Source organism: Pseudoalteromonas sp. A3 (genome assembly GCF_025942345.1).
Classification (GTDB): domain Bacteria; phylum Pseudomonadota; class Gammaproteobacteria; order Enterobacterales; family Alteromonadaceae; genus Pseudoalteromonas; species Pseudoalteromonas atlantica.
The window spans coordinates 197,308-217,859 of sequence record NZ_JAPCKL010000005.1 but is presented as its reverse complement, the minus strand read 5'-3'; the positions used below and the strand labels follow the sequence as shown (position 1 = coordinate 217,859).

24 protein-coding genes are annotated in these 20,552 nt (G+C 40.4%); 13 read left to right on the top strand and 11 right to left on the bottom strand.

Annotation, left to right across the window (positions count from 1 at the left end; translation table 11 throughout):
* The first annotated feature begins 84 nt into the window (after positions 1-84).
* Positions 85-2,004 (top strand): methyl-accepting chemotaxis protein, encoded by a 1,920-nt coding sequence (locus OIZ54_RS11470; RefSeq protein ID WP_024031820.1) that lies wholly within the window; start codon positions 85-87, stop codon positions 2,002-2,004.
* 79 nt (positions 2,005-2,083) lie between these two features.
* Positions 2,084-3,262, top strand: coding sequence for a tetratricopeptide repeat protein (locus tag OIZ54_RS11465; RefSeq protein WP_264390439.1), 1,179 nt, complete (start codon positions 2,084-2,086; stop codon positions 3,260-3,262).
* Here OIZ54_RS11465 and OIZ54_RS11460 read toward each other — a convergent pair.
* Positions 3,248-3,562, bottom strand: coding sequence for a GIY-YIG nuclease family protein (locus OIZ54_RS11460; RefSeq protein WP_004587367.1), 315 nt, complete (start codon positions 3,560-3,562; stop codon positions 3,248-3,250). The two genes, OIZ54_RS11465 and OIZ54_RS11460, sit on opposite strands and share 15 nt — an antisense overlap.
* A 107-nt stretch (positions 3,563-3,669) precedes the next feature.
* Here OIZ54_RS11460 and OIZ54_RS11455 point away from each other — a divergent pair, with 107 nt between their 5' ends.
* A complete protein-coding gene (locus tag OIZ54_RS11455) occupies positions 3,670-4,029 on the top strand; it encodes an outer membrane protein assembly factor BamE (protein ID WP_004587368.1) in 360 nt (119 codons plus the stop codon).
* A gap of 64 nt (positions 4,030-4,093) precedes the next feature.
* Here the strand turns inward: OIZ54_RS11455 and OIZ54_RS11450 are convergent, their stop codons facing one another.
* Together OIZ54_RS11450 and OIZ54_RS11445 are read right to left on the bottom strand one after the other, a co-directional pair.
* Positions 4,094-4,411, bottom strand: coding sequence for an RnfH family protein (locus OIZ54_RS11450; protein WP_264390438.1), 318 nt, complete (start codon positions 4,409-4,411; stop codon positions 4,094-4,096).
* On the bottom strand, positions 4,411-4,848 hold the full coding sequence (locus OIZ54_RS11445) for a type II toxin-antitoxin system RatA family toxin (RefSeq protein ID WP_055253005.1): 438 nt from the start codon (positions 4,846-4,848) through the stop codon (positions 4,411-4,413). The genes OIZ54_RS11450 and OIZ54_RS11445 overlap by 1 nt, the downstream gene beginning before the upstream one ends.
* A 145-nt stretch (positions 4,849-4,993) precedes the next feature.
* Between OIZ54_RS11445 and smpB the strand changes: the two genes are divergently transcribed.
* Together smpB and OIZ54_RS11435 are read left to right on the top strand one after the other, a co-directional pair.
* The gene (gene smpB / locus OIZ54_RS11440) at positions 4,994-5,473 is read left to right on the top strand and encodes an SsrA-binding protein SmpB (protein WP_004587371.1); all 480 of its coding nucleotides are present in this window, start codon (positions 4,994-4,996) and stop codon (positions 5,471-5,473) included.
* A 379-nt stretch (positions 5,474-5,852) separates the two neighbouring features.
* Complete coding sequence (locus OIZ54_RS11435) at positions 5,853-8,444, top strand: TonB-dependent receptor (RefSeq protein ID WP_264390437.1); 2,592 nt, start codon at positions 5,853-5,855, stop codon at positions 8,442-8,444.
* A gap of 88 nt (positions 8,445-8,532) precedes the next feature.
* On the opposite strand, the gene OIZ54_RS11430 is transcribed toward OIZ54_RS11435, so the two are convergent.
* Positions 8,533-9,138, bottom strand: a complete 606-nt coding sequence (locus OIZ54_RS11430) for a peroxiredoxin (RefSeq protein WP_004587374.1) — start codon at positions 9,136-9,138, stop codon at positions 8,533-8,535.
* Positions 9,139-9,373: 235 nt separating this feature from the next.
* Complete coding sequence (gene fadR, locus OIZ54_RS11425) at positions 9,374-10,087, bottom strand: fatty acid metabolism transcriptional regulator FadR (RefSeq protein WP_004587375.1); 714 nt, start codon at positions 10,085-10,087, stop codon at positions 9,374-9,376.
* A 519-nt stretch (positions 10,088-10,606) separates the two neighbouring features.
* On the opposite strand from fadR, the gene dsbB reads away from it, so the two are divergent.
* Both dsbB and OIZ54_RS11415 read left to right on the top strand, forming a co-directional pair.
* A complete protein-coding gene (gene dsbB, locus OIZ54_RS11420) occupies positions 10,607-11,125 on the top strand; it encodes a disulfide bond formation protein DsbB (protein ID WP_024034224.1) in 519 nt (172 codons plus the stop codon).
* A 1-nt stretch (position 11,126) separates the two neighbouring features.
* Positions 11,127-11,429 carry a DUF6170 family protein gene (locus OIZ54_RS11415; protein WP_054982151.1) on the top strand — a complete coding sequence of 101 codons (303 nt, stop codon included), beginning with the start codon at positions 11,127-11,129 and terminating at the stop codon, positions 11,427-11,429.
* Positions 11,430-11,440: 11 nt separating this feature from the next.
* Here the strand turns inward: OIZ54_RS11415 and OIZ54_RS11410 are convergent, their stop codons facing one another.
* A complete protein-coding gene (locus OIZ54_RS11410) occupies positions 11,441-11,737 on the bottom strand; it encodes a ComEA family DNA-binding protein (RefSeq protein WP_024034225.1) in 297 nt (98 codons plus the stop codon).
* 345 nt (positions 11,738-12,082) lie between these two features.
* Between OIZ54_RS11410 and OIZ54_RS11405 the strand changes: the two genes are divergently transcribed.
* The 3 genes from OIZ54_RS11405 (at position 12,083) to OIZ54_RS11395 (ending at position 14,179) form a co-directional block, all read left to right on the top strand.
* A complete protein-coding gene (locus tag OIZ54_RS11405; RefSeq protein WP_055253001.1) occupies positions 12,083-12,397 on the top strand; it encodes a YebG family protein in 315 nt (104 codons plus the stop codon).
* Between the two features lie 137 nt (positions 12,398-12,534).
* On the top strand, positions 12,535-13,698 hold the full coding sequence (locus OIZ54_RS11400) for a M23 family metallopeptidase (protein WP_055253000.1): 1,164 nt from the start codon (positions 12,535-12,537) through the stop codon (positions 13,696-13,698).
* Positions 13,688-14,179 carry a bactofilin family protein gene (locus OIZ54_RS11395; protein ID WP_004587381.1) on the top strand — a complete coding sequence of 164 codons (492 nt, stop codon included), beginning with the start codon at positions 13,688-13,690 and terminating at the stop codon, positions 14,177-14,179. The genes OIZ54_RS11400 and OIZ54_RS11395 overlap by 11 nt, the downstream gene beginning before the upstream one ends.
* 7 nt (positions 14,180-14,186) lie before the next feature.
* Here the strand turns inward: OIZ54_RS11395 and OIZ54_RS11390 are convergent, their stop codons facing one another.
* The gene (locus tag OIZ54_RS11390; RefSeq protein WP_029773430.1) at positions 14,187-14,660 is read right to left on the bottom strand and encodes a hotdog fold domain-containing protein; all 474 of its coding nucleotides are present in this window, start codon (positions 14,658-14,660) and stop codon (positions 14,187-14,189) included.
* A gap of 183 nt (positions 14,661-14,843) precedes the next feature.
* On the opposite strand from OIZ54_RS11390, the gene OIZ54_RS11385 reads away from it, so the two are divergent.
* The 3 genes from OIZ54_RS11385 to OIZ54_RS11375 are packed head-to-tail and all read left to right on the top strand — an operon-like array spanning position 14,844 to position 17,200.
* Positions 14,844-16,037 carry a multidrug effflux MFS transporter gene (locus OIZ54_RS11385; RefSeq protein ID WP_055252998.1) on the top strand — a complete coding sequence of 398 codons (1,194 nt, stop codon included), beginning with the start codon at positions 14,844-14,846 and terminating at the stop codon, positions 16,035-16,037.
* Positions 16,034-16,675: a LysE family translocator gene (locus OIZ54_RS11380; protein WP_121637156.1), complete on the top strand. Its 642-nt coding sequence runs from the start codon at positions 16,034-16,036 to the stop codon at positions 16,673-16,675. Before OIZ54_RS11385 ends, OIZ54_RS11380 begins: the two co-directional genes overlap by 4 nt.
* Before the next feature lie 60 nt (positions 16,676-16,735).
* Positions 16,736-17,200, top strand: a complete 465-nt coding sequence (locus tag OIZ54_RS11375) for a methylglyoxal synthase (RefSeq protein ID WP_004587385.1) — start codon at positions 16,736-16,738, stop codon at positions 17,198-17,200.
* Positions 17,201-17,211: 11 nt separating this feature from the next.
* Here OIZ54_RS11375 and yegD read toward each other — a convergent pair whose 3' ends face one another.
* The 4 genes from yegD to OIZ54_RS11355 all read right to left on the bottom strand — a co-directional run bounded on the left by yegD (position 17,212) and on the right by OIZ54_RS11355 (position 20,523).
* Positions 17,212-18,576: a molecular chaperone gene (gene yegD / locus OIZ54_RS11370; RefSeq protein ID WP_264390436.1), complete on the bottom strand. Its 1,365-nt coding sequence runs from the start codon at positions 18,574-18,576 to the stop codon at positions 17,212-17,214.
* Between the two features lie 61 nt (positions 18,577-18,637).
* Positions 18,638-19,480: a DNA ligase gene (locus OIZ54_RS11365; RefSeq protein WP_264390435.1), complete on the bottom strand. Its 843-nt coding sequence runs from the start codon at positions 19,478-19,480 to the stop codon at positions 18,638-18,640.
* Between the two features lie 33 nt (positions 19,481-19,513).
* Entirely contained in the window at positions 19,514-20,170 is a 657-nt protein-coding gene (locus OIZ54_RS11360) for an HAD family hydrolase (RefSeq protein ID WP_264390434.1), read from the bottom strand.
* A gap of 53 nt (positions 20,171-20,223) precedes the next feature.
* A complete protein-coding gene (locus tag OIZ54_RS11355) occupies positions 20,224-20,523 on the bottom strand; it encodes a hypothetical protein (protein ID WP_004587389.1) in 300 nt (99 codons plus the stop codon).
* Positions 20,524-20,552 lie beyond the last annotated feature (29 nt).

Here is a 20,552-nt window from a genome sequence, read left to right as displayed (position 1 = left end):
ACCCTTTTAGATATATTGCAATAATTAGCGCTTAATTAATAATGTGCTAACATGGCTATCTACCTAGTTGTAAAGTTAAATAATATGACGATAAAAAACCTAACTATCACTCAAAAAATCACCATTTTAGGCAGTACCATTGCAATCTGTGTCGCTGCATTAATTGGTTTAACGTCTTTATATAGCTCTGAAGATATTATAGAACGACGTATGATTGAATCTGAGCTACCCAGCAAATTACACAGTATTAGTAATCAAATTGGTGGCGAAATAAACGAACTACTAGGTGCTGCACAGCAACTATCATCAAATGAATTTATCTTAGAGTGGGCGCGCTCAAATAACCAAGACGACACACTACTGCTTAAAGAATTAAACCGCGTAGCAAAGCAGTTTGATTTAGCAACGGCGTCGTGGGCTAACCGTGATACAGCACAATATTGGAACCAACACGGATTTTTACGCGTGCTTAAAAACGACGCGGCTGATGGGTGGTTTTTTGGCTTTACCAACTCAAATAATCCGTACTCAATCAGTATTTATCAAGAATCCCCGACTGATGTAAAAATGTTTGTAAATCATCAACAAACAAATGGGCTTGGATTAGCGGGGCTTGCAAAAAGCATCACCGACATGCAAAAGCTACTACAACAATTTAAAATTGAGCAAACAGGCTTTGTATTTATTGCAGATAAAAGCGGCTTAATTCAGTTACATAAAGATGCAAATAAAGTGGCTAAAGTAAACATAGACACACTTTATGGCAGTAATGTTCATAGTACTTTGTATAACCCTTCTGGTTTTGCAATTACAGAATTATCACTTAATAACGAAGCCACATTTTTAGCAGCCATGCCAATAGCCAATACCGACTTATACGTATTAGCCCAAGTACCTAAAAGTGAGGTGTTTGCGACAGTAGGTACATTGGAGTGGCAAATATTTACCTTTACGCTAGTGATAGCCCTAGTTGCTAGCATGCTAAGTTACTTGTTAGCACGTTCTTTAGCGTCACCGCTTTCGGATATGGCCGAGCTGTTCTCACGTTTAGGATCAGGCGATGCTAATTTAGCGTACCGTTTGCCAGAGTCTAATCAGCCAGAGCTAAACAATTTAAGCCATGGCTTTAACCAGTTTATTCATAAAATTGAAACTGCCATCAAGCAAGTCGCCAACGAAAGTACAGAAATACGCCAAAGTTCTAATCATGTATTTGAACAAGCAAAAAACAACTCGCAGTCTATTGATAATCAAAAAGAGCAAACCATTTCGGTTGCTGCAGCCATTAACGAAATGGGCGCAACTGTACAAGAAATAGCACAAAGTGCGGCTAATGCAGCTAAGTTAACGCAAAGCAGTCAAGAAAACACCAGCCAAAGCCATCAGCAAGTACTGCAAAGCCAAGCTACAATTTCAGCGCTTGCCACTGATATTGACGGCATTACCGAGCAAGTAACACTGCTTTCTAAAAAAACAATTGATATAGCGAGTATTGTTGACTCTATTCGCGGCATTTCAGAGCAAACTAATTTACTGGCCTTAAACGCAGCCATCGAATCGGCACGGGCTGGTGAGCATGGTAGAGGCTTTGCAGTGGTGGCCGATGAAGTACGCGCGCTTGCTAATCGTACCTCGCAATCAACCACCGAAATTCAGTCAATGATTGAAGAGCTAACCACTATTTCTGAAGATGTAGTAAACGATATTAGTCAATCTAAGCAAAAAGCCCAACAAAGCGTAGGCGCAATGCAAAGCTCTGTTGAATTGCTTGATGCGATAAGCGAAACAGCAAATCAAATAAACGACATGGCTACCTTAATTGCCACCGCTACTGAGCAGCAAAGTAACGTGGTTGCTGATGTAGGACGTAATATTGAGCAAATAAGTGAAATTAGTGACCGTGCTATGAATGAGCAAATAAACACCGAGCAAGCAATTCGCGATTTAGCAAATAGCGCTCAAGCGCTTGATGCACTCGTCGCCACCTTTGAAAAACACCACTAAACACGTTTTGTAACACTTTAAAAAACCACCTGCGCATATTGCATCTACACTTATAGATGTAATATGTTGGGGGTGGTTTATGAACATATCATGTTTTAACGTATTATTACTAAGTAGCTGCTTATATTTAAGCGCATGTAACACCACGGTGCGTGAACCACCACCGCTTGCCCTTGCAAACCATCCAACATTTAACCGTATTAACGTTGAAACCGAGCAAGACATATTTAAGCTCGACAAAACAATCACTTCCCAACTTGATGCCCACTTAACCAGTAAGCGCAGCGCGCATTACTTAGCGAACAGTATTTTAAGTTTTTTATTAAAAAACGGCGATAACTCGTTAACCTATCAAAGTGGTGCCACATTGAGTGCATCGCAAACCTACGCTAATTTAAATGCTAATTGCCTGTCGTTATCGATATTAGCGTATAGCTTAGCCGATTATTTAGGTATAAAAGCGCGCTTTCAAAAGGTTCATATTCCTGAATATTGGGCAATGAATAAAGGAGTTAATTTACTGACAGGGCATATTAATTTATCAATTGACAATGCGCTTATGCAAACAATACCAGCCACAATGGTTTATCAACGTGATAAACAGTTAACCATAGACTTCGACCCGAATATAAGAAAACAACGCTTTAAAACCAGCCCAATAAGCAAAGAGTTTGTTACGGCTATGTTTTATAACAATAAAGGCGCTCAAGCGTTAGTAAATAAAAATTATAATTTAGCTTATAGCTACTTTAGTGCCGCCGTTGAAGCCGCCCCATTATACAGTGGTGGCTGGGGAAATTTAGGTATTGTATTTAGGCAGCTTAATTATTTAAAAGAAGCTGAACAGGCATATAACTATGCTTTATTGCTTGATAAAAATAACCATACTGCCATAGGTAATCTCGCTGTGCTGTACACCTTAAGTAACCGCGCTAAACAAGGTCAGCAAATGCTAAAACAGCTCAATAAAAAGCGCCAAGCTAACCCGTATTACCATATATCATTGGGTAATAGTGAACTGGTACTTAAAAATTACTCTCAAGCGATTAAGCATTTTAAAAGCGCTTATAAAATTGACGCTAAGTTACACGAAAGCCACTTTGGCCTTGCGCGAGCATATTATTTTACCGGCAATATAAAGCAGGCAACACATTATATGCGTTTAGCGGGTATAAACGCCGAGTTTAACTATGACAAAGCCCGCTATCGTAATAAATTAAAAGCATTAAAAAATGCCACAGCTTCACTTAGTCATTAGCTGTTGTACGTAGTGCTCTTTTTGGGCCCTACTTAATTTTTTAATTTGCCACTCTAACTTGCTGGCTTCGCTTTTTGAGCCCACCTTTTGTTGATGAATTAAAACTAAAGGGCCTTTGCCTTTTAAGTTTTTTGCGCCTTTACCCGCTTGATGCGTGGCTAAGCGCTTATCAACATTGGTTGTTATACCTGTATACCAGTGGCCTAAACGCGTTTGCACTATATACAAATACCACGTTGAGGGTACTTTGTGTGCTTTGCTTATATTTATACTTAAACTTTTTTGTGTGTTTGTGGTCAAAACTTTACCCTAACCCTCGTAACTAAAAACAATTTCTTAAAAGGGTTTTACCTTCAGTGACTAATCGGTATCATGCAGATTATAAAAAATAAGGATCACAACTAACAATGCAGTCGTTAAAAACTTTTTCTCTTTGGCTTATCGTTGCTCTCACATTCAGCTCTTTAGCAGGTTGTTCTAGCTGGGTATATAGAATCAATATCCCACAGGGTAACTTTTTAGAGCAATCAGATGTAGATAAGCTTCGTGTAAACATGACACGAGAGCAAGTTATTTATGTATTAGGTCGTCCAATAGCAGAAGATGCGTTTGATAATAGTACCTGGCGTTATGTGTACAGCTTTAACAAAGGCCGCGATAATGAGCAGCATAAAGAGTTGCTGGTTAAATTTGAAAATGATCAACTAGTTGCTGTTTCGGGTGATTATGATCAACCAGAAAACTTTGATACTCCGCTAGAGCAGTAAACGCTCTAGTTATTAAAAAAAGGTGAGCATGGCTCACCTTTTTTATTTACTACATTAATGACCTTTATAAAGGACGCCCACCGGTAACTTTATTTGCTCGACCTTCCTCTTTTGCTTTTTCAGCACGCTTTCTTCGAGCATCTTTAGGGTCTGCAATTAGTGGACGATAAATTTCTATTCTGTCGCCATCTTTTAATTCGTAATGCGCTTTTACTGTTCTATTCCATACACCTAAAGTAAGCGCAGTTGGGTCTATTTCAGGGCACTTTTCAATGATCCCCGATTGAATAACAGCTTGTTCGGCTGTGGTTCCTTGCGTTACTTCCACTGTTAATGTGGTTGCTTTAGTCGGTAATGCAAAAACTATCTCAACGCTAATCATTATCTTGCTCCGTATACATCTTTTGCACGTTGCGTGAATGCGCTAACCATATTTTTAGCTACATCATTAAATATTTTACCAAACGCCAATTCTATAAGCTTGCTAGAGAATTCAAATTCAAGCTTAAGCTCAACTTTACAGGCTTTTTTATCTAACGCTTGAAAATGCCAACGCCCTTTAAGAGTTTTAAATGGGCCATCAACCAGCCTTAATTGCACGGTTTGCTCGTCAATAAAGGTGTTTTCAGTGGTAAACCACTTTTTTATACCCGCCTTGGATATTTCTAAACTCGCGGTCATGTTATTATTGTGCTGCGAAACGATTTTAGAGTCTGAGCAATTAGGTAAAAACTGCGGATAAGCTTCTACATCATTAACTAGGTCAAACATCTCTTTAGTGCTGTACATAACCAGCGCACTTTTTTCTATTTGTGGCATACTCACTCCCAACTGTGTGGGCGAATTTTAGCAAGCTTTGCGCGTTTCCCCAAATTTTCATGGTCTTAAGTTCACCAGATTATTTTAAAGACACATATAAAAAATCGATGTAAAACATCTCTTAATACGTATATTATAGGGCACTATGGCTAAGAACAAATCATCAAAATCGAACAGTAATACCATCGCGCTTAACAAAAAAGCGCGTCATGAGTATTTTTTACACGACAAGTTTGAAGCAGGTGTTGAACTACAGGGCTGGGAAGTAAAAAGTATCCGAGCTGGTAAGGTAAACATCTCAGAAACTTATATTCATCTTAAAAATGGCGAAGCTTTTTTATTAGGCAGTCAAATTCAGCCTTTAAATAGCGCCTCGACTCATGTTATTTGCGATCCAATGCGATACCGTAAACTGTTATTAAGCCGCAAAGAGCTTGATAGATTAGTCGGTGCCACTGAACGAGATGGCTACTCACTTGTTGCCACTGCCATGTATTGGAAAAAATGTTGGGTGAAACTTGAATTTCACTTAGCAAAAGGTAAAAAAATGCATGACAAACGTGAAGACGGCAAAAATAAAGATTGGTCGCGTGAGAAAGAACGCCTCATGAAACATAAAGTATAAACACAACGCCTAATTTATTTAGGCGTTTTTTTTAATTTCTCACCGGTTAAATTTAAAACAACCTGATCAAATTACCCTCAGCTTTATTTAATTCATCCCTGTGCGTGATATAAATAAATTATTACACTTTATTTATTTTTTTTAATTTCTTTAGATGCCTGTCCATTTTAGTGCGCAAATTTTATGGTACAAAGCGAGTAATTTAGCCTTGTCTATCCCTTTTCGTTGTTTCTATTATTGAATATTTTTCCCTCAATACTCTACAAAAACTCATACTAAAATCGCAAAGGGTGTAGATTGATAACACTTAAGTTACATGATATTAATGTCATCGCTTGTTAAGCAACTAAATTTATAACATATCAACAAGGACTTAAGGATGAAGCAATCAATTGCATTTACACCTAGCATAATTGCAGGTGCTACAATCGCACTTTCAGCAGGGTTTACAACAACAGCTTATGCTGCTGAAGAAGCAAAAAAAGTAGAACGCATTGAAGTAACAGGTTCGCGCATAAAACGCACCGATATCGAAGGGCCTTCGCCAGTACAATCTATTGGCAGAGCAGATATCGAAAACATGGGTTACGATAACCTTCAACAACTCCTCGAAAGAATGCCTGTGGCAGGCAGCGGTACTTTCTCAACACGCGGCAACAACCAAGATTCAACTGCAAATGGATCTGCCGCGGTCAGCCTACGTGGTTTAGGTGCTGATGCTACATTGGTACTAATCAACGGCCGCCGTGTGGCTATTAGTGCCTTTGCCGAAGGTATAACAAACTCATTTGTCGATATTAATAGTATTCCGGTATCGGCGATTGAACGCATTGATATTTTAAAAGATGGCGCATCAGCAATTTATGGCTCTGATGCAGTAGCGGGCGTAGTCAACGTTATTTTGAAAAAAGACATAGATGGCGTTGAACTAAACTTAGGCTACGGTGGTACCGATGGCCCTAATTACGAAGAAACAACAGCAAGTTTAGTATGGGGTACAACTAGCGAAAAAAGTAGCGCCTCAATTATTATTGATTACTTTAAAAACACCTCGCTTTCGTCAGATGAAATGGGCAGCTTAGGCACCGCTAATCAATCGCCTTATGGCGGCGAAGACTTTCGCTCTTCTCGTGGCTTTCCAGGCTACTTTTATGTTGATGGTGTAAAAACAATTGACCCAGATTGTCCTGCAGAAAACGCCACATCAAGCGGTAGTTGTTTATTTGATTACGGCCCATTTGGCTACATCGCCCCTGAGTCTGAGCGCGTAGGTGCTATTTCTCAATTTGAATACAATTTTGATAATGGTATTACCGGCTTTTTAGAAATGGCAGTGCAGCATAATACCTCAGTTGCAGCCGGTGCCCCTACTCCACTAGATGAAGATGCAGGTTTAACAGTACCCGCTAGCCACCCTAACAACCCGTTTGGTGAAGATATTCAAATTGGCCGTTACCGCACGGTTGATGCGGGCGCTCGCCAATGGGATATTGAATCAGACACGCTTCGCTTTGTAGCTGGCCTAAGAGGCGAAATTAACGAATGGAGCTGGGAAGCTGCGGTTCAAAAAGGCCGTAGTAAATCACTTCAAACAGGCGATCGCTCGCAAGGTTGGGTTCGCACCGACTTTTTACAACAAGAGATTGATGCCGGTAACTATAACCCATTTGGTGGCACGTATAACAGCCCAGAAGTTATTGACAGAATTACCACAAGCTTAGTACGCCGCGGTGAGTCTCATATGACCTCATTCGACGCTAACATCTCTGGTGAAGCATTTAGCTTTGGTGATGATGTGGTTATGATGGCCGCGGGTATTGAATACCGTGAAGAAGATGTAACCGATACACCGGATGACCAATTTCAGCGCGGTTTAATTTTTGGTACTGAGTCTGTGTCTGCTGCAGCAGAGCGCGACCAATACGCAGCCTATGTGGAATTTTCAATCCCACTTGCTGAAAACCTAGAGCTACAACTCGCTGGCCGTTACGATGATTACAGCGACTTTGGTAATACAACAAACCCTAAAGTCGCTTTACGCTGGGCACCTACCGACGAAATAACCATTCGTGGTTCGTGGGCACAAGGGTTTAGAGCGCCATCGCTTGCACAAGTAGGTTTAGGTCCATCACAAGAAAGTCAGTTTTTTGTAGATACTTATCGCTGTGAAGCAACTGGCCTTGATTGTGACGCGCTAGATTACAACATTGAATTTGCTGGTAACCCTGATTTAGAAGCCGAAGAGTCAGAATCATGGAACGTTGGCTTTATTTGGGCACCTTCTGCTGAGTTTGGTTTAAGCGTAGATGTGTGGAGTATTACCCAAGATAATAAAATTGATGAACAAGAATTTGGCCCAATTTATAACTCTGAGTGTAATAACCAAGATAGCACGGTGTGTGTACGCCTAGCACCTAGTGGTGGTAATAGCTTAGGCACCATTCAAAAAATATACAGCACCTTTGAAAACGTCTCTTCGCAAGAAGTGTCAGGTGTTGATTTATCAGCAAATTACAACCATTCGCTGGATGATTTAGGCTTGCTTAAATTTAACTTAGAATGGGCGTACCAAAACAAGTTTGAAAAAGACGGCCGCGATTACACGGGTGAATACAATTACCCAGAGCACCGCTGGATTTTCTCTACTAACTGGGAAATTGGACAATTTAATACCAACGTAAATATTAGCTACGTAGGCGAGTTTGAAGATACCCCAGATATAGACTTTGACGGTAACTTAGACTTTGATAGCAATACATCGCGTATGGTTGACTCGCAAGCACTGGTAGATTTACAAACATCTTACCGTGTAAGTGATGCAACTAAAGTGTCGCTTGGTGTAAATAACTTATTTGACGAAGAGCCACCATTTGCCATTGGTGATGGCGATGCCGACCTTTACGGGTATGCATCGGGTGTACACAACCCACGAGGTCGTTACTTCTACACTAAAGTAACCTTCTCGTTTTAATTTAATATAGCCCATTATTAAATGGGCTATGCTAAAAACAAAAAAACCGCCATATGGCGGTTTTTTTTATTAAAACGTAGGGGCTAAATTATAGCTCGCCTTCGTTTTCAGATAGGAACTTAGCAACACCTTCAGGGCTTGCGTCCATACCTTTTTTACCTTCTTCCCAACCAGCAGGACATACTTCGCCGTTTTCGCTGTGAAATGCTAGCGCGTCAACCATGCGGATCATTTCGTCGATGTTACGACCAAGTGGTAAGTCGTTCACTACTTGGTGACGTACGTTACCTTCCTCATCGATTAGGAAAGAGCCACGAAATGCAACGCCCGCTTCAGGGTGCTCAACGTCGTATGCTTTACAAATTTCGTGCTTAACGTCTGCAACTAGTGCGTATTGAACTTTACCAATACCGCCGTCTGCTACAGCAGTGTTACGCCATGCGTTGTGTGAGAATTGTGAATCGATAGAAACACCAATTACTTCTACGCCACGCTTTTGGAATTCTTCGTAACGCTTATCAAATGCGATAAGTTCTGAAGGACATACAAACGTGAAATCTAGTGGGTAAAAGAAGATTACTGCTTTTTTACCTTTAATTGTTTCATGAAGGTTATAGCTATCTACAATTTCACCATTACCTAGTACAGCTGCAGCGGTAAAGTCTGGTGCCTGGCGGCCTACTAATACACCCATTTTATTCTCCAAATATTTTGAGTTTGTTGTCGATTGCATACGCAATGCTGATACTTATATGGGCGCTAAAAATAAAAAAACAATAGCGCCAACACATAATTACGTGGCATTTTAAATTTAATAAGGAAAAAAGAACAATCGTATTTAGCGATGTGCACAATCGAAAATACCGAACAGATATTAAAACTTTATTACGCCTATAAAAAAACCTGCATTTGCAGGTTTTAAAAATGGGTTAATCCATGATATCGGAAGGCATATCGCCTTTAATATTTTGCCAGATTTCACCGGTTTGATGGCCAAACTTACGCATCATTGAAATCGCGCCATCATGCTCACGGTTTTCAGCCAATACTGTTAGGTCTTTATAAAATTGACGTGCTAACTGGCGAGTGCCTGCGTCTGAGAAATAATGACAACCAATTTTAAAGTAAAACCCTCTAAAACCGTTAAGTATAAGTACGTATATGCGGTTATTACCAGCGACAGCTAATTCGTGGTGTACTTTGTAATCGTAATCTGCAAAAGCTTGCGCAGTGTCTTCAAGTTCATCGCTTTTTGATAAAATCTCAATAACACGCTCAGGGTTAAGCTTTATCGCTGCACGGGTATAAATAGCACTAATATTAGTACGTGCAGATAATAACTGATCGGTCAACTCTGGCATTTTGTCTTCATCTAAGCGCGCCAGCGTTTCGAGTATGTTTAAACCCGATGTTTCCCAGAAGTTATTCACTCTGGTTGGCTTGCCGTGCTGAATAGTTAGCCAGCCATCGCGTGCTAAACGTTGCAGTACTTCACGTAAGGTTGTTCTGGTTACACCAATTAACTCAGAAAGCTCACGCTCTGCAGGTAGAATTGAACCTGGAGGGAAATCGCCGTTCCAGATAGATTCAACTATATACTCTTCAGCAAATCCTGCTGGGCTTTTAGCTTTAAAAATTCTCATTCAATTCCCACTCGAATTAATCACAACTCATCGTTTTATACGAATAACTGACAGATTGTACCAGATGAAATATAACTAACAAGTAAACTCGTTGATATAAGTGCCAACCAACCGCTGAAAATTTCGCAATAGTAAATAATAAAATTCAACATGCTTAAATTAGGCCTAATTCGCTAAATAAATTAACCCTAGTCATAGTAGGTACATTAATACCATTGCTGTTTTTGCTTCACCATTACATTACTACAATAATTCCCGTGTGCGGCAGCAAGTACATTTAAAAGTCGCATACAGCAGCCTGTTAACTGTAACGTTTAAACAAGCCTTTTTAGCGAACCAATCTTATATTACTTGTTCACTTAGCAAATTAAGCTTAACCTTTCCCTAAATAGGATTGGCCATAACCGCTTATTAATTTCATCTTAAAAAAAGCCACTTCGGTAGCTTTTTTACCCTTTTTGTTGCTCGTTACTTTATCCTAGTACATAATTCAACGTCTTATTTCAATGCGGATTTTTTATGAACTGGCTAGCACAACTCCCTACTCAACGTACTCCATGGCTACTATTTACAGGCATTGTATTTTTATTAGAAGTCACCGCACTGTTTTTTCAATACCAGATGGGACTTGCTCCATGCATTATGTGTATTTACCAGCGAACTGCGGTATTAGGCTTATTAGGGGCAGGCATTATTGGCGCAACTAAACCACAAAGTAAACTAGTACGCGCTATCGCTTATTTAGTGTGGGGTGTATCAAGTGTGTGGGGTTACTTTATTGCACGTGAACACATTGAAATGCAAACAACCACCGATCCCTTTGCATTTAGCTGTGAGTTTGAGCCAAACTTTCCTTCATTTATGCCATTGCATGAATGGATCCCAAGCTTTTTTCAAGCCACAGGGGATTGCGGTAATATCGATTGGCAATTTGCGGGATTAAGTATGCCAGCATGGATGGAAATACTATTTGCGTTATTTACTATCACGCTTTTTGTACTTGTTACCACTCGCTTACTTACTAAAAAGACTATTTAATATGTTTACGTTTTTTACCAGTCAGCTGCCTGAACTAAAGCACCTTAAAGTGAGGCAGCGACAAGCCGTTGTTGCTATTGCGCTAAGTATGCTACCTGCCACCGATAGAGTGTTATTAAGAATAGTAAAGCTGATATTGCTCAGCCCATTGTTTTTGTTATTTACTGTTTTTAAAGGGTGGGAACTCATTCCCTTTTTAATTTTAGGTGGCCTGTTTTACCCGCTTTTAACCACCCCGATTGAAATAAACTTCGCTAAAAAATATTTAGCCAAAGCACTTGAGCAGTATTCACAGGGCGCTTAGCGCCCTGCCTATTATAAAGACACTTTTCCTTCTAGTTTAGCTACAAGCTTTTTACCTATTCCTTTTACGTTAGTTAAATCGCTCAGCTGGGAAAATTCACCATTTTCAACCCTGTAATCAACAATAGCCTGCGCTTTTTTCTTACCTATACCAGGCAACTTGGCCAGCATTTCTGAGTCGGCACTATTAATATTAATAACTGGCGCTTGCGGCATTTCAACCATAGGCTTATCTTCAACAGGGTTAGCGTGGGTAAACGCGCTAAAGCTTAAAAAGCTAATAATAAGTAGCGTTAATAGATTTTTCATTTGTTATTCCTTATTTTTGTTTATACCAAAGCGTTATAGTTAAACGGCTAATTTGGCTTTAAACATGTGCTTAATTTTTATTTGAGGAAATAATGTTAAATAAGGAGCAACGCGCATCACTTATATTATTTCCAGTGCATAATCACCTAAATCCGAAAACCTAAAATGCAGCTGGTACAACAAGTGATTGCTTAACTAAAGTAAAGTTACGCTTTTTTGTCAAATTGATGACAAGCTAAAAATGCACCGAATGCTTGCAATTTTACACACAAACATTTACTGTATATAAAAACAGTGACCTATGGGTCAGTAACCACATTACCACGCAATCAAGCAGGAGAGATCATGGCTGTTGTTGTTAAATATGTTGTAGAACGAAACGGAGTTGAGCGAATGACGTTTACTACTAAAAAAGAAGCGGATGCCTATGACAAAATGCTCGATATAGCAGAATCGCTTGAAGTAATGCTGGAAAAAGTAGATGTGCCACTGAGCGAGCAACAGGTTGAATCGCTTGCGCTTGAAATTGCAAAGAGTAAAGATGACTTTATGGCGGTGTTAAAAGGCGCAAAAGAGCCCACAACAAAAAGTACAGCTAAAGCTAAAAAAGCCGACAACGTAGCATCAATAAAAGATAACGATGAGCAACAAGCTAGCTAATTTGTGACTATTTTAAATAAAGGGCTGCTACTAAATAGCAGCCCTTTTTTATTAATTTTGAACAGTTACAAATTTTTTCTGGCTTTTTAGACTGAAATTGATACATTAATCCGGTTAATAGCGAGTGTTTATGTGCCATGTCAGTATTTATTAAGTCTTTTTACCAAAAATTTTTCCCAGCCCGTCAGTTGCTTATTCGTCAAAATGGCGAAGTTAAGCATGTTGTTTTGGCGCCTTGGTTTCAGCTTTTTACAGTACTGCTTATTTTAGGCACTATTACTTGGGTCGGTATTTCTAGTTTTCGTGTTTATAGCCAAACAAATAAAATTACCGACATAGAACAAAGCCAAATTGATAAACAACAAGTGTGGCAAAAGCAGGTCCAAGAACAAAAAGCACTGCACGCTAAGCAATTAGAACAACTTGCTGTACTAGAGCAAAAGCAGGCACTTTTGCAAGGTATGATTGAATCCCTCCCCGCATCTATTAGTAAAGAGACAATAAAACTAGAAGAACAACTTGAATCGCCTGTTAATCAAGACAAAGGCGAGTTTCATGAACCACTTGTAGATGAAGAGCCGAAAAACAAACACGCCAGCCTTCTAACGCCAATCACTTTTGCCGCACGTTATGAGCGCTTAAATAAATACTACGAGCACAATTTTGCGCTTATTGATGCGCAAATTAATAAACGCCATGATGCAATTTTAGCGATGTTAAAAGGCGCAGGCTTAGAATCAGCCCTTGAACAACATTTAGCACTGGGCGCACAAACCAGTGCGCAAGGTGGCCCGTTAGATGTATTTGACGAAACTAAAATACCAGGGCAGTTTTTAGCCATTGTTGATAAGCTATTATTACTTAACAACCTTGAAAACTTTTTAACAGAGCTGCCTAACTCACTGCCCTTGCCTGCGGCTAAATACTATATTTCGAGCAACTTTGGGTTACGTAAAGATCCGATGAACAACCGCCGCGCTTTTCACAAAGGTGTTGATTTAGCCGGCTGGCATAAAACCGAAATTTTTGCCCCTGCTGATGCACGTGTATTGCGCGCTGGTAAAAATGGCGGCTATGGTAACTTTATCGAGCTAGAGCACAAAAATGGCTTGGTCACCCGTTTTGGCCACTTAAATAAAATTAAAGTGAAAAAAGGCCAAACAATTGCTAAAAATGAGGTAATTGGATTAATGGGCAGTACTGGCAGAAGTACCAGCACACACTTACACTATGAAGTGTTACTCGATGGCAAACATGTCAATCCTCTAAAAATAACAAAGGCGCTTTCTCGTGTTCGGTAAAAAAAAGCAACCAAGTAGTCAAACTACGTTAAAAAGAGTAAATCATACCCCTTCTATTATTTCTGAAGATGTGCGCTTAACTGGCACACTCACCAGCCAAGGCGAAGTTCAGCTAGATGGCCGAATTGATGGCGATATAAAGGCAGAGCACTTGGTAATTGGCTCTACCGGCATTGTTGAAGGTGTGGTTGAAGCTAAAAGTGTCATTGTAAAAGGTAAAATTATTGGCTCACTAAACGCAAGTGAAGTGAATATTCAAAGCAGCGCTCACGTACATGGCGATGTTTTTCACGATACACTAAGTATTGATGCTGGAGCCATTATTGAAGGCAGCTTAAAACAGCGCTTTGAAAAAGAAGAACCGGAACTTATTAGCGAAGATTTAAAGCCGGCTAAAGAAGTAAAAACTTTGCTTGATGATGCTGATAGCGACTTGTCGTTTGTTAATAAGCAAGCCGCTGATAAAGCCAAATCTAATTAAGCGCTCATTACTTTTTCTCGGTTATGTACATCGTAATATCTGCAGTGAACACCAGTTCATTGCGGGTATTGTAAAGCTTAACTGGCACCACTAAATCTTCTTTATCTACCCATTGGCGAGGCAAGTCGATTTCTGCAATAGCAGTTACATCGGTATCAACCTTTGCTAAATAGTGTACCGTCATTCCTTTTGGGATCCAGCGATGCGTTTTATAAGGCACGGTGGCATCTACCATTACACCAGCACACAACTCAGCTAAGTTACATTGTGCAATAGCATGAATAGTCCCAATATGGTTATGCACACTACGGCGGTTTTTTACGACAGCGCTACAGTGCCCTTCTCTTAAATCGAGCACGTAAGGTTTCATTGAGCCAAAATACGGGGCTTTTATGCATACCGCTTTGCTAAACAACCAATTGCCAAAAGGTAAGCGTTTAAATTTAAGCCAGGTTTTTAAAAGGGCTGATTTATTACTCATTGTTATTTCCCATTTTGTGTTTATAAATTCAAATTAACACATCAGACCAGTTAAAAAAAGCGCAATTCACCGCGCTGTTAATCCTAATGTCATGAAATATTTATCACAATAAAGCGTGGCTCACTCATAAGCCCTTTCTTTTTTATATGCGGGCACCTAAAATAGCCAGCAAAAGGAGACCTAATGCAAACACAGCCCGCTAAACCTAACTTAATTTTATTACTCATCTTAGCGTTACTCGTAATATTTTGCCCTATGGCAATTGATATTTATCTTCCCGCTTTTCCAACTATTGCCACGCAATTTAACGTAACCGAACAGCAGGTTCAGCAAACAGTGGCTATTTTTATGCTTACTGTGGGTTTAGGGCAATTGATTGCAGGGCCGCTTGCCGATAAGTTTGGCCGAAAGCCGGTAGCGGTTGTAGGTGTTAGCTTGTATGCAGGCTCTGCCTTACTTGCCTACATGGCACCCTCTTTTGCTGTATTAATGTTTGCACGCGCTCTGCAAGGGTTAGGTGCATGTGCTACGTTTGTGGTTGCTTTTGCCATTGTACGTGATAAATACGGCAGCGAACGCAGCGGGCAAATGATTACCTATTTAAATGGTATTGTGTGTTTTATTCCTGCGCTTGCGCCTATTTTAGGTGCTTGGCTTACCGTGCAATTTGGCTGGCGCATGAACTTTATGTTTTTAACCTTGTTTGCATTAGCGGGCCTGGTCATTACGCTCACCTTATTTAGAGAAACCCGCCCTGCTGATAGCCACTACCAAGGGCATATATTGGACTTACGCCGCTTTGTGCCAATATTAAAAACACCGATATTTTTATTTAATAGCTTACTGTGTATGGTCGCCATGTCGGCGATTCTTGTGTATGTCACCTTGGCACCTGGGTGGATCATTACGCACTTAGGGGGCACCGTTGCCGACTTTACTTTTTGGTTTACGCTCAATGCCGTATTAAGTATTGTAGCCAGCTTTATTACGCCCATTTATATTAAACGTAATAGCCAAAAAGCCCTGCGTGTTGGGGTTACAGTATTGGTGGCCTCTGGCATATTGATGATTGCACTTAGCCATATAGAATCGGCCATTGCGCTTATGCTACCTATTTTAATTGCAGCACTTGGTTTTGCCCTAAGCTTAGGCTCTGCGGCTGGTATGGCGTTATCGCGCTTTCCAAAACAAGCCGGTACAGCCTCTGCCTTAATTGGTGCTATGCAAATGAGTGGCGCTAGTGTGCTTGTGTTTTTAACGCAATATTTAGGCCTTAGCACACCTTGGCTAATTGCTTTTCATTTATTGTTACTGGCACCACTTTGGCTAATTTTAATGAGTAAAAAAGCCCATACATTGCACCCGGTTAATACATGATCAACCCTGATTTTTTAGCATCATTTTTACTGGCGAGCTTTTTAATGGCGGTGGCCCCTGGGCCATCAAACGCATTTTTAATGGCGCAAACATTTGCCAATGGCAGAGCGGCAGGTATGCAAAGCGCATTTGGCTTTGCTTTAGGTGGAGTAATACACACATTTTTTGCTGTTATTGGATTAAGCGCGGTATTAAAAGCCTCGCCCACCGCTTATAGTGCAGTACAGTACTTAGGCGCGGCGTATTTGTGCTATTTAGGGTTTGTGATGATTAAAAGCACTTTTTCGCAGCCAAATACCGTGGATTGCGCTAGTGATGATAAGCCTCATGTAAGCACCAGTAAAAAGCCAAATGTCATGTTTCAAGCCATGATGACCGAGGTATTAAACCCTAAAGTCGCGTTATTTTTTATTGCTTTTATCCCTCAGTTTGTAGACCCAAGCTTATCATCGGCAACGTTTCAATTAGCTTTTTTTGGTCTGCTCTACCCTATTTTTGCTTTCCCAATTGACTGTACGTATATTTATTTTGGCGACAAAATAGCGCAATTTTTCAAAAAATACCCACATAGCCAACTTTGGATAGACCGAGTGACTGGCATGGTATTTATTGCACTGGCCATTAATTTATTATACTAATTACACTAAATTGGTATTACTTAACCAAAGCCTTGGTTACTCAACAAAATAAGATGCAGCATGGAACAAAAAAAACAATCGCTACCCGCTAATAAAAATATTGCCTTAGTTGCGCATGATGGTAAAAAAGCCGCGCTTAAATTATGGTGCGAAAAACACAAAGAAGCCTTAAGCAGACACACCTTATACGGTACTGGTACCACAGGCCATTTAATCGAAAAAACCACCGGGCTAGAGGTTATTCAGCTATTAAGTGGTCCTATGGGGGGCGATCAACAGCTAGGTGCTAAAATTGCTGAACACGAAATTCATGTATTGGTGTTTTTTTGGGATCCGTTGGCATCGCAACCACACGACCCTGATGTTAAAGCATTACTGCGTTTAGCAGCTGTTTGGAATATTCCTGTGGCCTGTAATGAAGTCAGCGCCGACATGTTATTAAGCTCGCCTTTAATGGACACTGAGCTTGAACGTACTTTGCCAGATTACGAAAAATACCTCGCAACCCGACAAATTAGTCTTTAAAGCCTTTTAAGCTACTTATAAAGCATGCTGGCCCATTTTGTTAGGCCAGCCGTTACGCTACCAAAGTGATCGCCATTCAGCATTTTAATATCACCTAAATGCTCACTTAACGCCGCTTTAATAAGTGGTGACTGTGCACTTCCCCCTGTTAAATAAATAACATCTGGAGTGGTTCCTGCATCGGTAATTGCTTGTTTTGCTAACGTTACTATTTGGCTAATACTACTTTCTACTGCAACCGCTAAATCGCTTACCGATAGGTTTTTACTAAGGTCATTATCTAAAAAGCGAAGATCGCAATCAAAAACATCTGCCGATGAAAGCGCTATTTTAGCCGCCTCACCTTGCTGTACTAACTGATGGCCCTGTTTATTTTGCTGTAAATGAATTAAGCGTTTGAAAAGCGCAGGTGCACTGACATCGCGTAATTGGGCAGTGAGTTCTCGGTAGTGGCTTTCACTATAAAACTGACTTTGTAAATTTACATCATTAATTTTACAGGCTTGCCAAAAAGGTTGGTTTGGTAAAGGTAGGCCCGATTTAAAGGTACTGCCTAAACCAAGCAATGGCATTAAACCATGAAAACTAAGCGCTATATCTAAGTCATTCCCGCCAACTCGCTTACCGCTGTGGGCTAAAAAGTCACTATCGCGCTCACTGTTACCTCTAAAGCTTGGCCCCATTTGTACAAACGAGCAATCGCTGGTACCACCGCCAATATCAATAACCAGCACTTTTTGGTCTTCCACTAAACTACTTTCGTAATCAATCCCTGCTGCAAGCGGTTCGTATAAAAACTCCACGCCTTTAAAGCCCGCACGCTTAGCTGCGCGCTCTAAAATACCTACAGCTTGCTGATTTGACTGCTCACCGCCAACAGCCTGAAAGTTAACTGGACGACCAATAACCGTTTGCGTAAGTGGGGTTTTAAGTGAAAGCTCCGCGCGTTGCTTTATTTTTAAAATCATTGCGGTAGCAATATCTTCAAAAAAATTAATTTGCCCTTGCTTTAAGCCTGTGGCACCAAAAAACGATTTAGGTGATTTTACAAAGTAGCCTTCTTCAGGAAACTCCACATATTCACTAATGGCTTCACGGCCAATAAAAAGCGTTTCATCTGTAGGTTCTAAATCAAGATCTGACTTAATACGCGGGAGTGTATTTAATAAAGCTTGGCGCTGCGTTAAAAAGTCATGCTCGTGGGCAGTGCCTTTTACATGCTTTGCCACAAAGTCGACAACTAATGCGCTATGGTGTGTATAAAGAGTAGAAGGTAAATAATGTTTTCCTTGCTCAAGTGGCACTAACTGTACTTCCTCTTGCTCCATAACACCCATGGCACAATTAGAACTACCGTAATCAAAACCTACAAACATACTTCACCATACATTAGAAAAAGGCCGCGCAATTTAGCATACTTTGCCAAAATTATAAACGCTAATGACCCTCCCTCACCCTTAAAAAGCTCGCAAAACGTGGTAAGTCATGCTTTGTTAACCCATGGTACCGATACGTTACCGTGCTACCTATAGCCGGAGGTGTTTGGCGCTGTTTGTTACTAAAGCCCGTGCCTATTTTAAATATTTGCCCATGAGGTGTTTTTACTTTTAATGCACCTAACATACCGGTGTATTTTCCTTTACCCGGTAAATGTGCAATCACAACAGCTTCAGCATCAAGATAGGGCTTTAACTTTAATAATGTATTGCTGCGCCCGCTTTTATATTTAGCATTGGCTAAATGCAGCATCACCCCTTCAGCCCCTTGCTTAGTTAAATCTTCAAAGTACGCTGTTAATTGGGCTGTGCTAGTAAAGCGGTGTTGCTTAACTGCAGTTATATGCTGCTTATTGATTTGTTTTACCAAGGCTTGGTAGTTTTTATAACGCGCACTAAAAGGAAGGGTTGAGTCTGGCATATCAAATATTTGATAGCGTATAGCGTGCCAATCTGAATTACTGGGGCGTTTAGTTCTTACAATCCCACTGACCAAAGAAAATTGAGTGCGCGCTATCCACAGCTCCCCATCTAACCAAACATTTGGTAATGGCGCCGTAAACCAACTCGGGGCGTTAATCGCATTTCCTTTACGGGTAATAAATTTATCGCCCGTCCATATTGCTCTTACACCATCAAATTTTTCACTAACGAGGTATTCACTAATATTGCCATGTTTAGATTCATCATATACTTTTGCCAATAACACCTGAGGCTGCGCCGCAAAAACAAGCGATGAGCCAATTAAGCTGACAATGAAAAGTAAGTACTTTAGCTGAGCCATTACTGCATCCCTGCAAATAAAATAAGGCTTTAACTATAGTTGAGATTCGACCCACTGCCAAAACTCACCTAGGTCAGCCATTTTGTACGTCGCCTTACTAAAGTCATGGTCAATTGTATGATGATTTGCAATCGCAACGACTCTAACCTGTGCATTGGTTGCAGCACAAACGCCCGTAAAGGTGTCCTCTACAGCAATTGCATGCTCTGGGGCTACATGTATGTGTTCAAGCGCTAAAAGATAAGGATCGCCTGCTGGCTTTGGATTTGTTACATCGTCTTTTGTCACTACAGTATCAAATAACTCATAAAAACCTAGCCCTTTTAAAATAGGCATGGCTTCGCTGCGAGCACTACCGGTTACTAACGCCATTTTTAGCCCACTGTTTTTAACAGCGTGTAAGGTTTGCTCAGTAAAAGGCATAACAGGCGGTAAATTAGTTTTTACGTATTCACCAAATAACCGATATTTTTCATCTGCTAAAAACTGTGCGCTGACGTCTAAATTATGCTCATTTTTAATATCAATTGCTGCTTCTAACGTTGGGCGCCCTGAAAAGCGCTGACAAAACTCCACTTCGTTATAACTTACATTGTAGGGTGCAAGCAGCTGGCTCCAGCACTCAAAGTGCATGCTTTCAGAGTCAACTAGCGTGCCATCCATATCAAACAATACTGCGTTTAAGCTCATCCTCATTCCTTAAATTTTGACGTTAAAAAAGGCGCCTAGGCGCCTTTATAATATTATGCTGTTAAGCCAGCAGGTGGCTCAGCAAATGCTTCCTCACCGGTTTCAACATCAACCAGCTCGTAGCCTCGGGCTTTGCGCACAACCTTAAGTACTGGTTTTTCTAGCGCCGTTTTTAAACGATCGGCATCAGCTGCTAGCTCATCTAGCGTTGTACCAAAAGGTGCTGCGCCTGTTTCTGACCAATTAGTTACTTTGCCATTTAAGTTATATTCTACTTCGTGTATTTGATATTGCGCTGCTTCATCTTTCGTTGCTTCACAAAAAATTACACGGTAGTTCCAAAATCCAGCCATTTTTCTATCTCATTAAAGTTAATTAACGC

What these genes read in the sequence shown, in the direction of transcription:
- OIZ54_RS11470 (WP_024031820.1), top strand. Translation starts at nt 85, where the DNA reads ATGACGATAAAAAACCTAACTATCACTCAAAAAATCACCATTTTAGGC.
- OIZ54_RS11465 (WP_264390439.1), top strand. Translation starts at nt 2,084, where the DNA reads ATGAACATATCATGTTTTAACGTATTATTACTAAGTAGCTGCTTATAT.
- OIZ54_RS11455 (WP_004587368.1), top strand. Translation starts at nt 3,670, where the DNA reads ATGCAGTCGTTAAAAACTTTTTCTCTTTGGCTTATCGTTGCTCTCACA.
- OIZ54_RS11450 (WP_264390438.1), bottom strand. Translation starts at nt 4,411, where the DNA reads ATGATTAGCGTTGAGATAGTTTTTGCATTACCGACTAAAGCAACCACA.
- OIZ54_RS11445 (WP_055253005.1), bottom strand. Translation starts at nt 4,848, where the DNA reads ATGCCACAAATAGAAAAAAGTGCGCTGGTTATGTACAGCACTAAAGAG.
- smpB (WP_004587371.1), top strand. Translation starts at nt 4,994, where the DNA reads ATGGCTAAGAACAAATCATCAAAATCGAACAGTAATACCATCGCGCTT.
- OIZ54_RS11435 (WP_264390437.1), top strand. Translation starts at nt 5,853, where the DNA reads ATGAAGCAATCAATTGCATTTACACCTAGCATAATTGCAGGTGCTACA.
- OIZ54_RS11430 (WP_004587374.1), bottom strand. Translation starts at nt 9,138, where the DNA reads ATGGGTGTATTAGTAGGCCGCCAGGCACCAGACTTTACCGCTGCAGCT.
- fadR (WP_004587375.1), bottom strand. Translation starts at nt 10,087, where the DNA reads ATGAGAATTTTTAAAGCTAAAAGCCCAGCAGGATTTGCTGAAGAGTAT.
- dsbB (WP_024034224.1), top strand. Translation starts at nt 10,607, where the DNA reads ATGAACTGGCTAGCACAACTCCCTACTCAACGTACTCCATGGCTACTA.
- OIZ54_RS11415 (WP_054982151.1), top strand. Translation starts at nt 11,127, where the DNA reads ATGTTTACGTTTTTTACCAGTCAGCTGCCTGAACTAAAGCACCTTAAA.
- OIZ54_RS11410 (WP_024034225.1), bottom strand. Translation starts at nt 11,737, where the DNA reads ATGAAAAATCTATTAACGCTACTTATTATTAGCTTTTTAAGCTTTAGC.
- OIZ54_RS11405 (WP_055253001.1), top strand. Translation starts at nt 12,083, where the DNA reads ATGGCTGTTGTTGTTAAATATGTTGTAGAACGAAACGGAGTTGAGCGA.
- OIZ54_RS11400 (WP_055253000.1), top strand. Translation starts at nt 12,535, where the DNA reads ATGTCAGTATTTATTAAGTCTTTTTACCAAAAATTTTTCCCAGCCCGT.
- OIZ54_RS11390 (WP_029773430.1), bottom strand. Translation starts at nt 14,660, where the DNA reads ATGAGTAATAAATCAGCCCTTTTAAAAACCTGGCTTAAATTTAAACGC.
- OIZ54_RS11385 (WP_055252998.1), top strand. Translation starts at nt 14,844, where the DNA reads ATGCAAACACAGCCCGCTAAACCTAACTTAATTTTATTACTCATCTTA.
- OIZ54_RS11380 (WP_121637156.1), top strand. Translation starts at nt 16,034, where the DNA reads ATGATCAACCCTGATTTTTTAGCATCATTTTTACTGGCGAGCTTTTTA.
- OIZ54_RS11375 (WP_004587385.1), top strand. Translation starts at nt 16,736, where the DNA reads ATGGAACAAAAAAAACAATCGCTACCCGCTAATAAAAATATTGCCTTA.
- yegD (WP_264390436.1), bottom strand. Translation starts at nt 18,576, where the DNA reads ATGTTTGTAGGTTTTGATTACGGTAGTTCTAATTGTGCCATGGGTGTT.
- OIZ54_RS11365 (WP_264390435.1), bottom strand. Translation starts at nt 19,480, where the DNA reads ATGGCTCAGCTAAAGTACTTACTTTTCATTGTCAGCTTAATTGGCTCA.
- OIZ54_RS11360 (WP_264390434.1), bottom strand. Translation starts at nt 20,170, where the DNA reads ATGAGCTTAAACGCAGTATTGTTTGATATGGATGGCACGCTAGTTGAC.
- OIZ54_RS11355 (WP_004587389.1), bottom strand. Translation starts at nt 20,523, where the DNA reads ATGGCTGGATTTTGGAACTACCGTGTAATTTTTTGTGAAGCAACGAAA.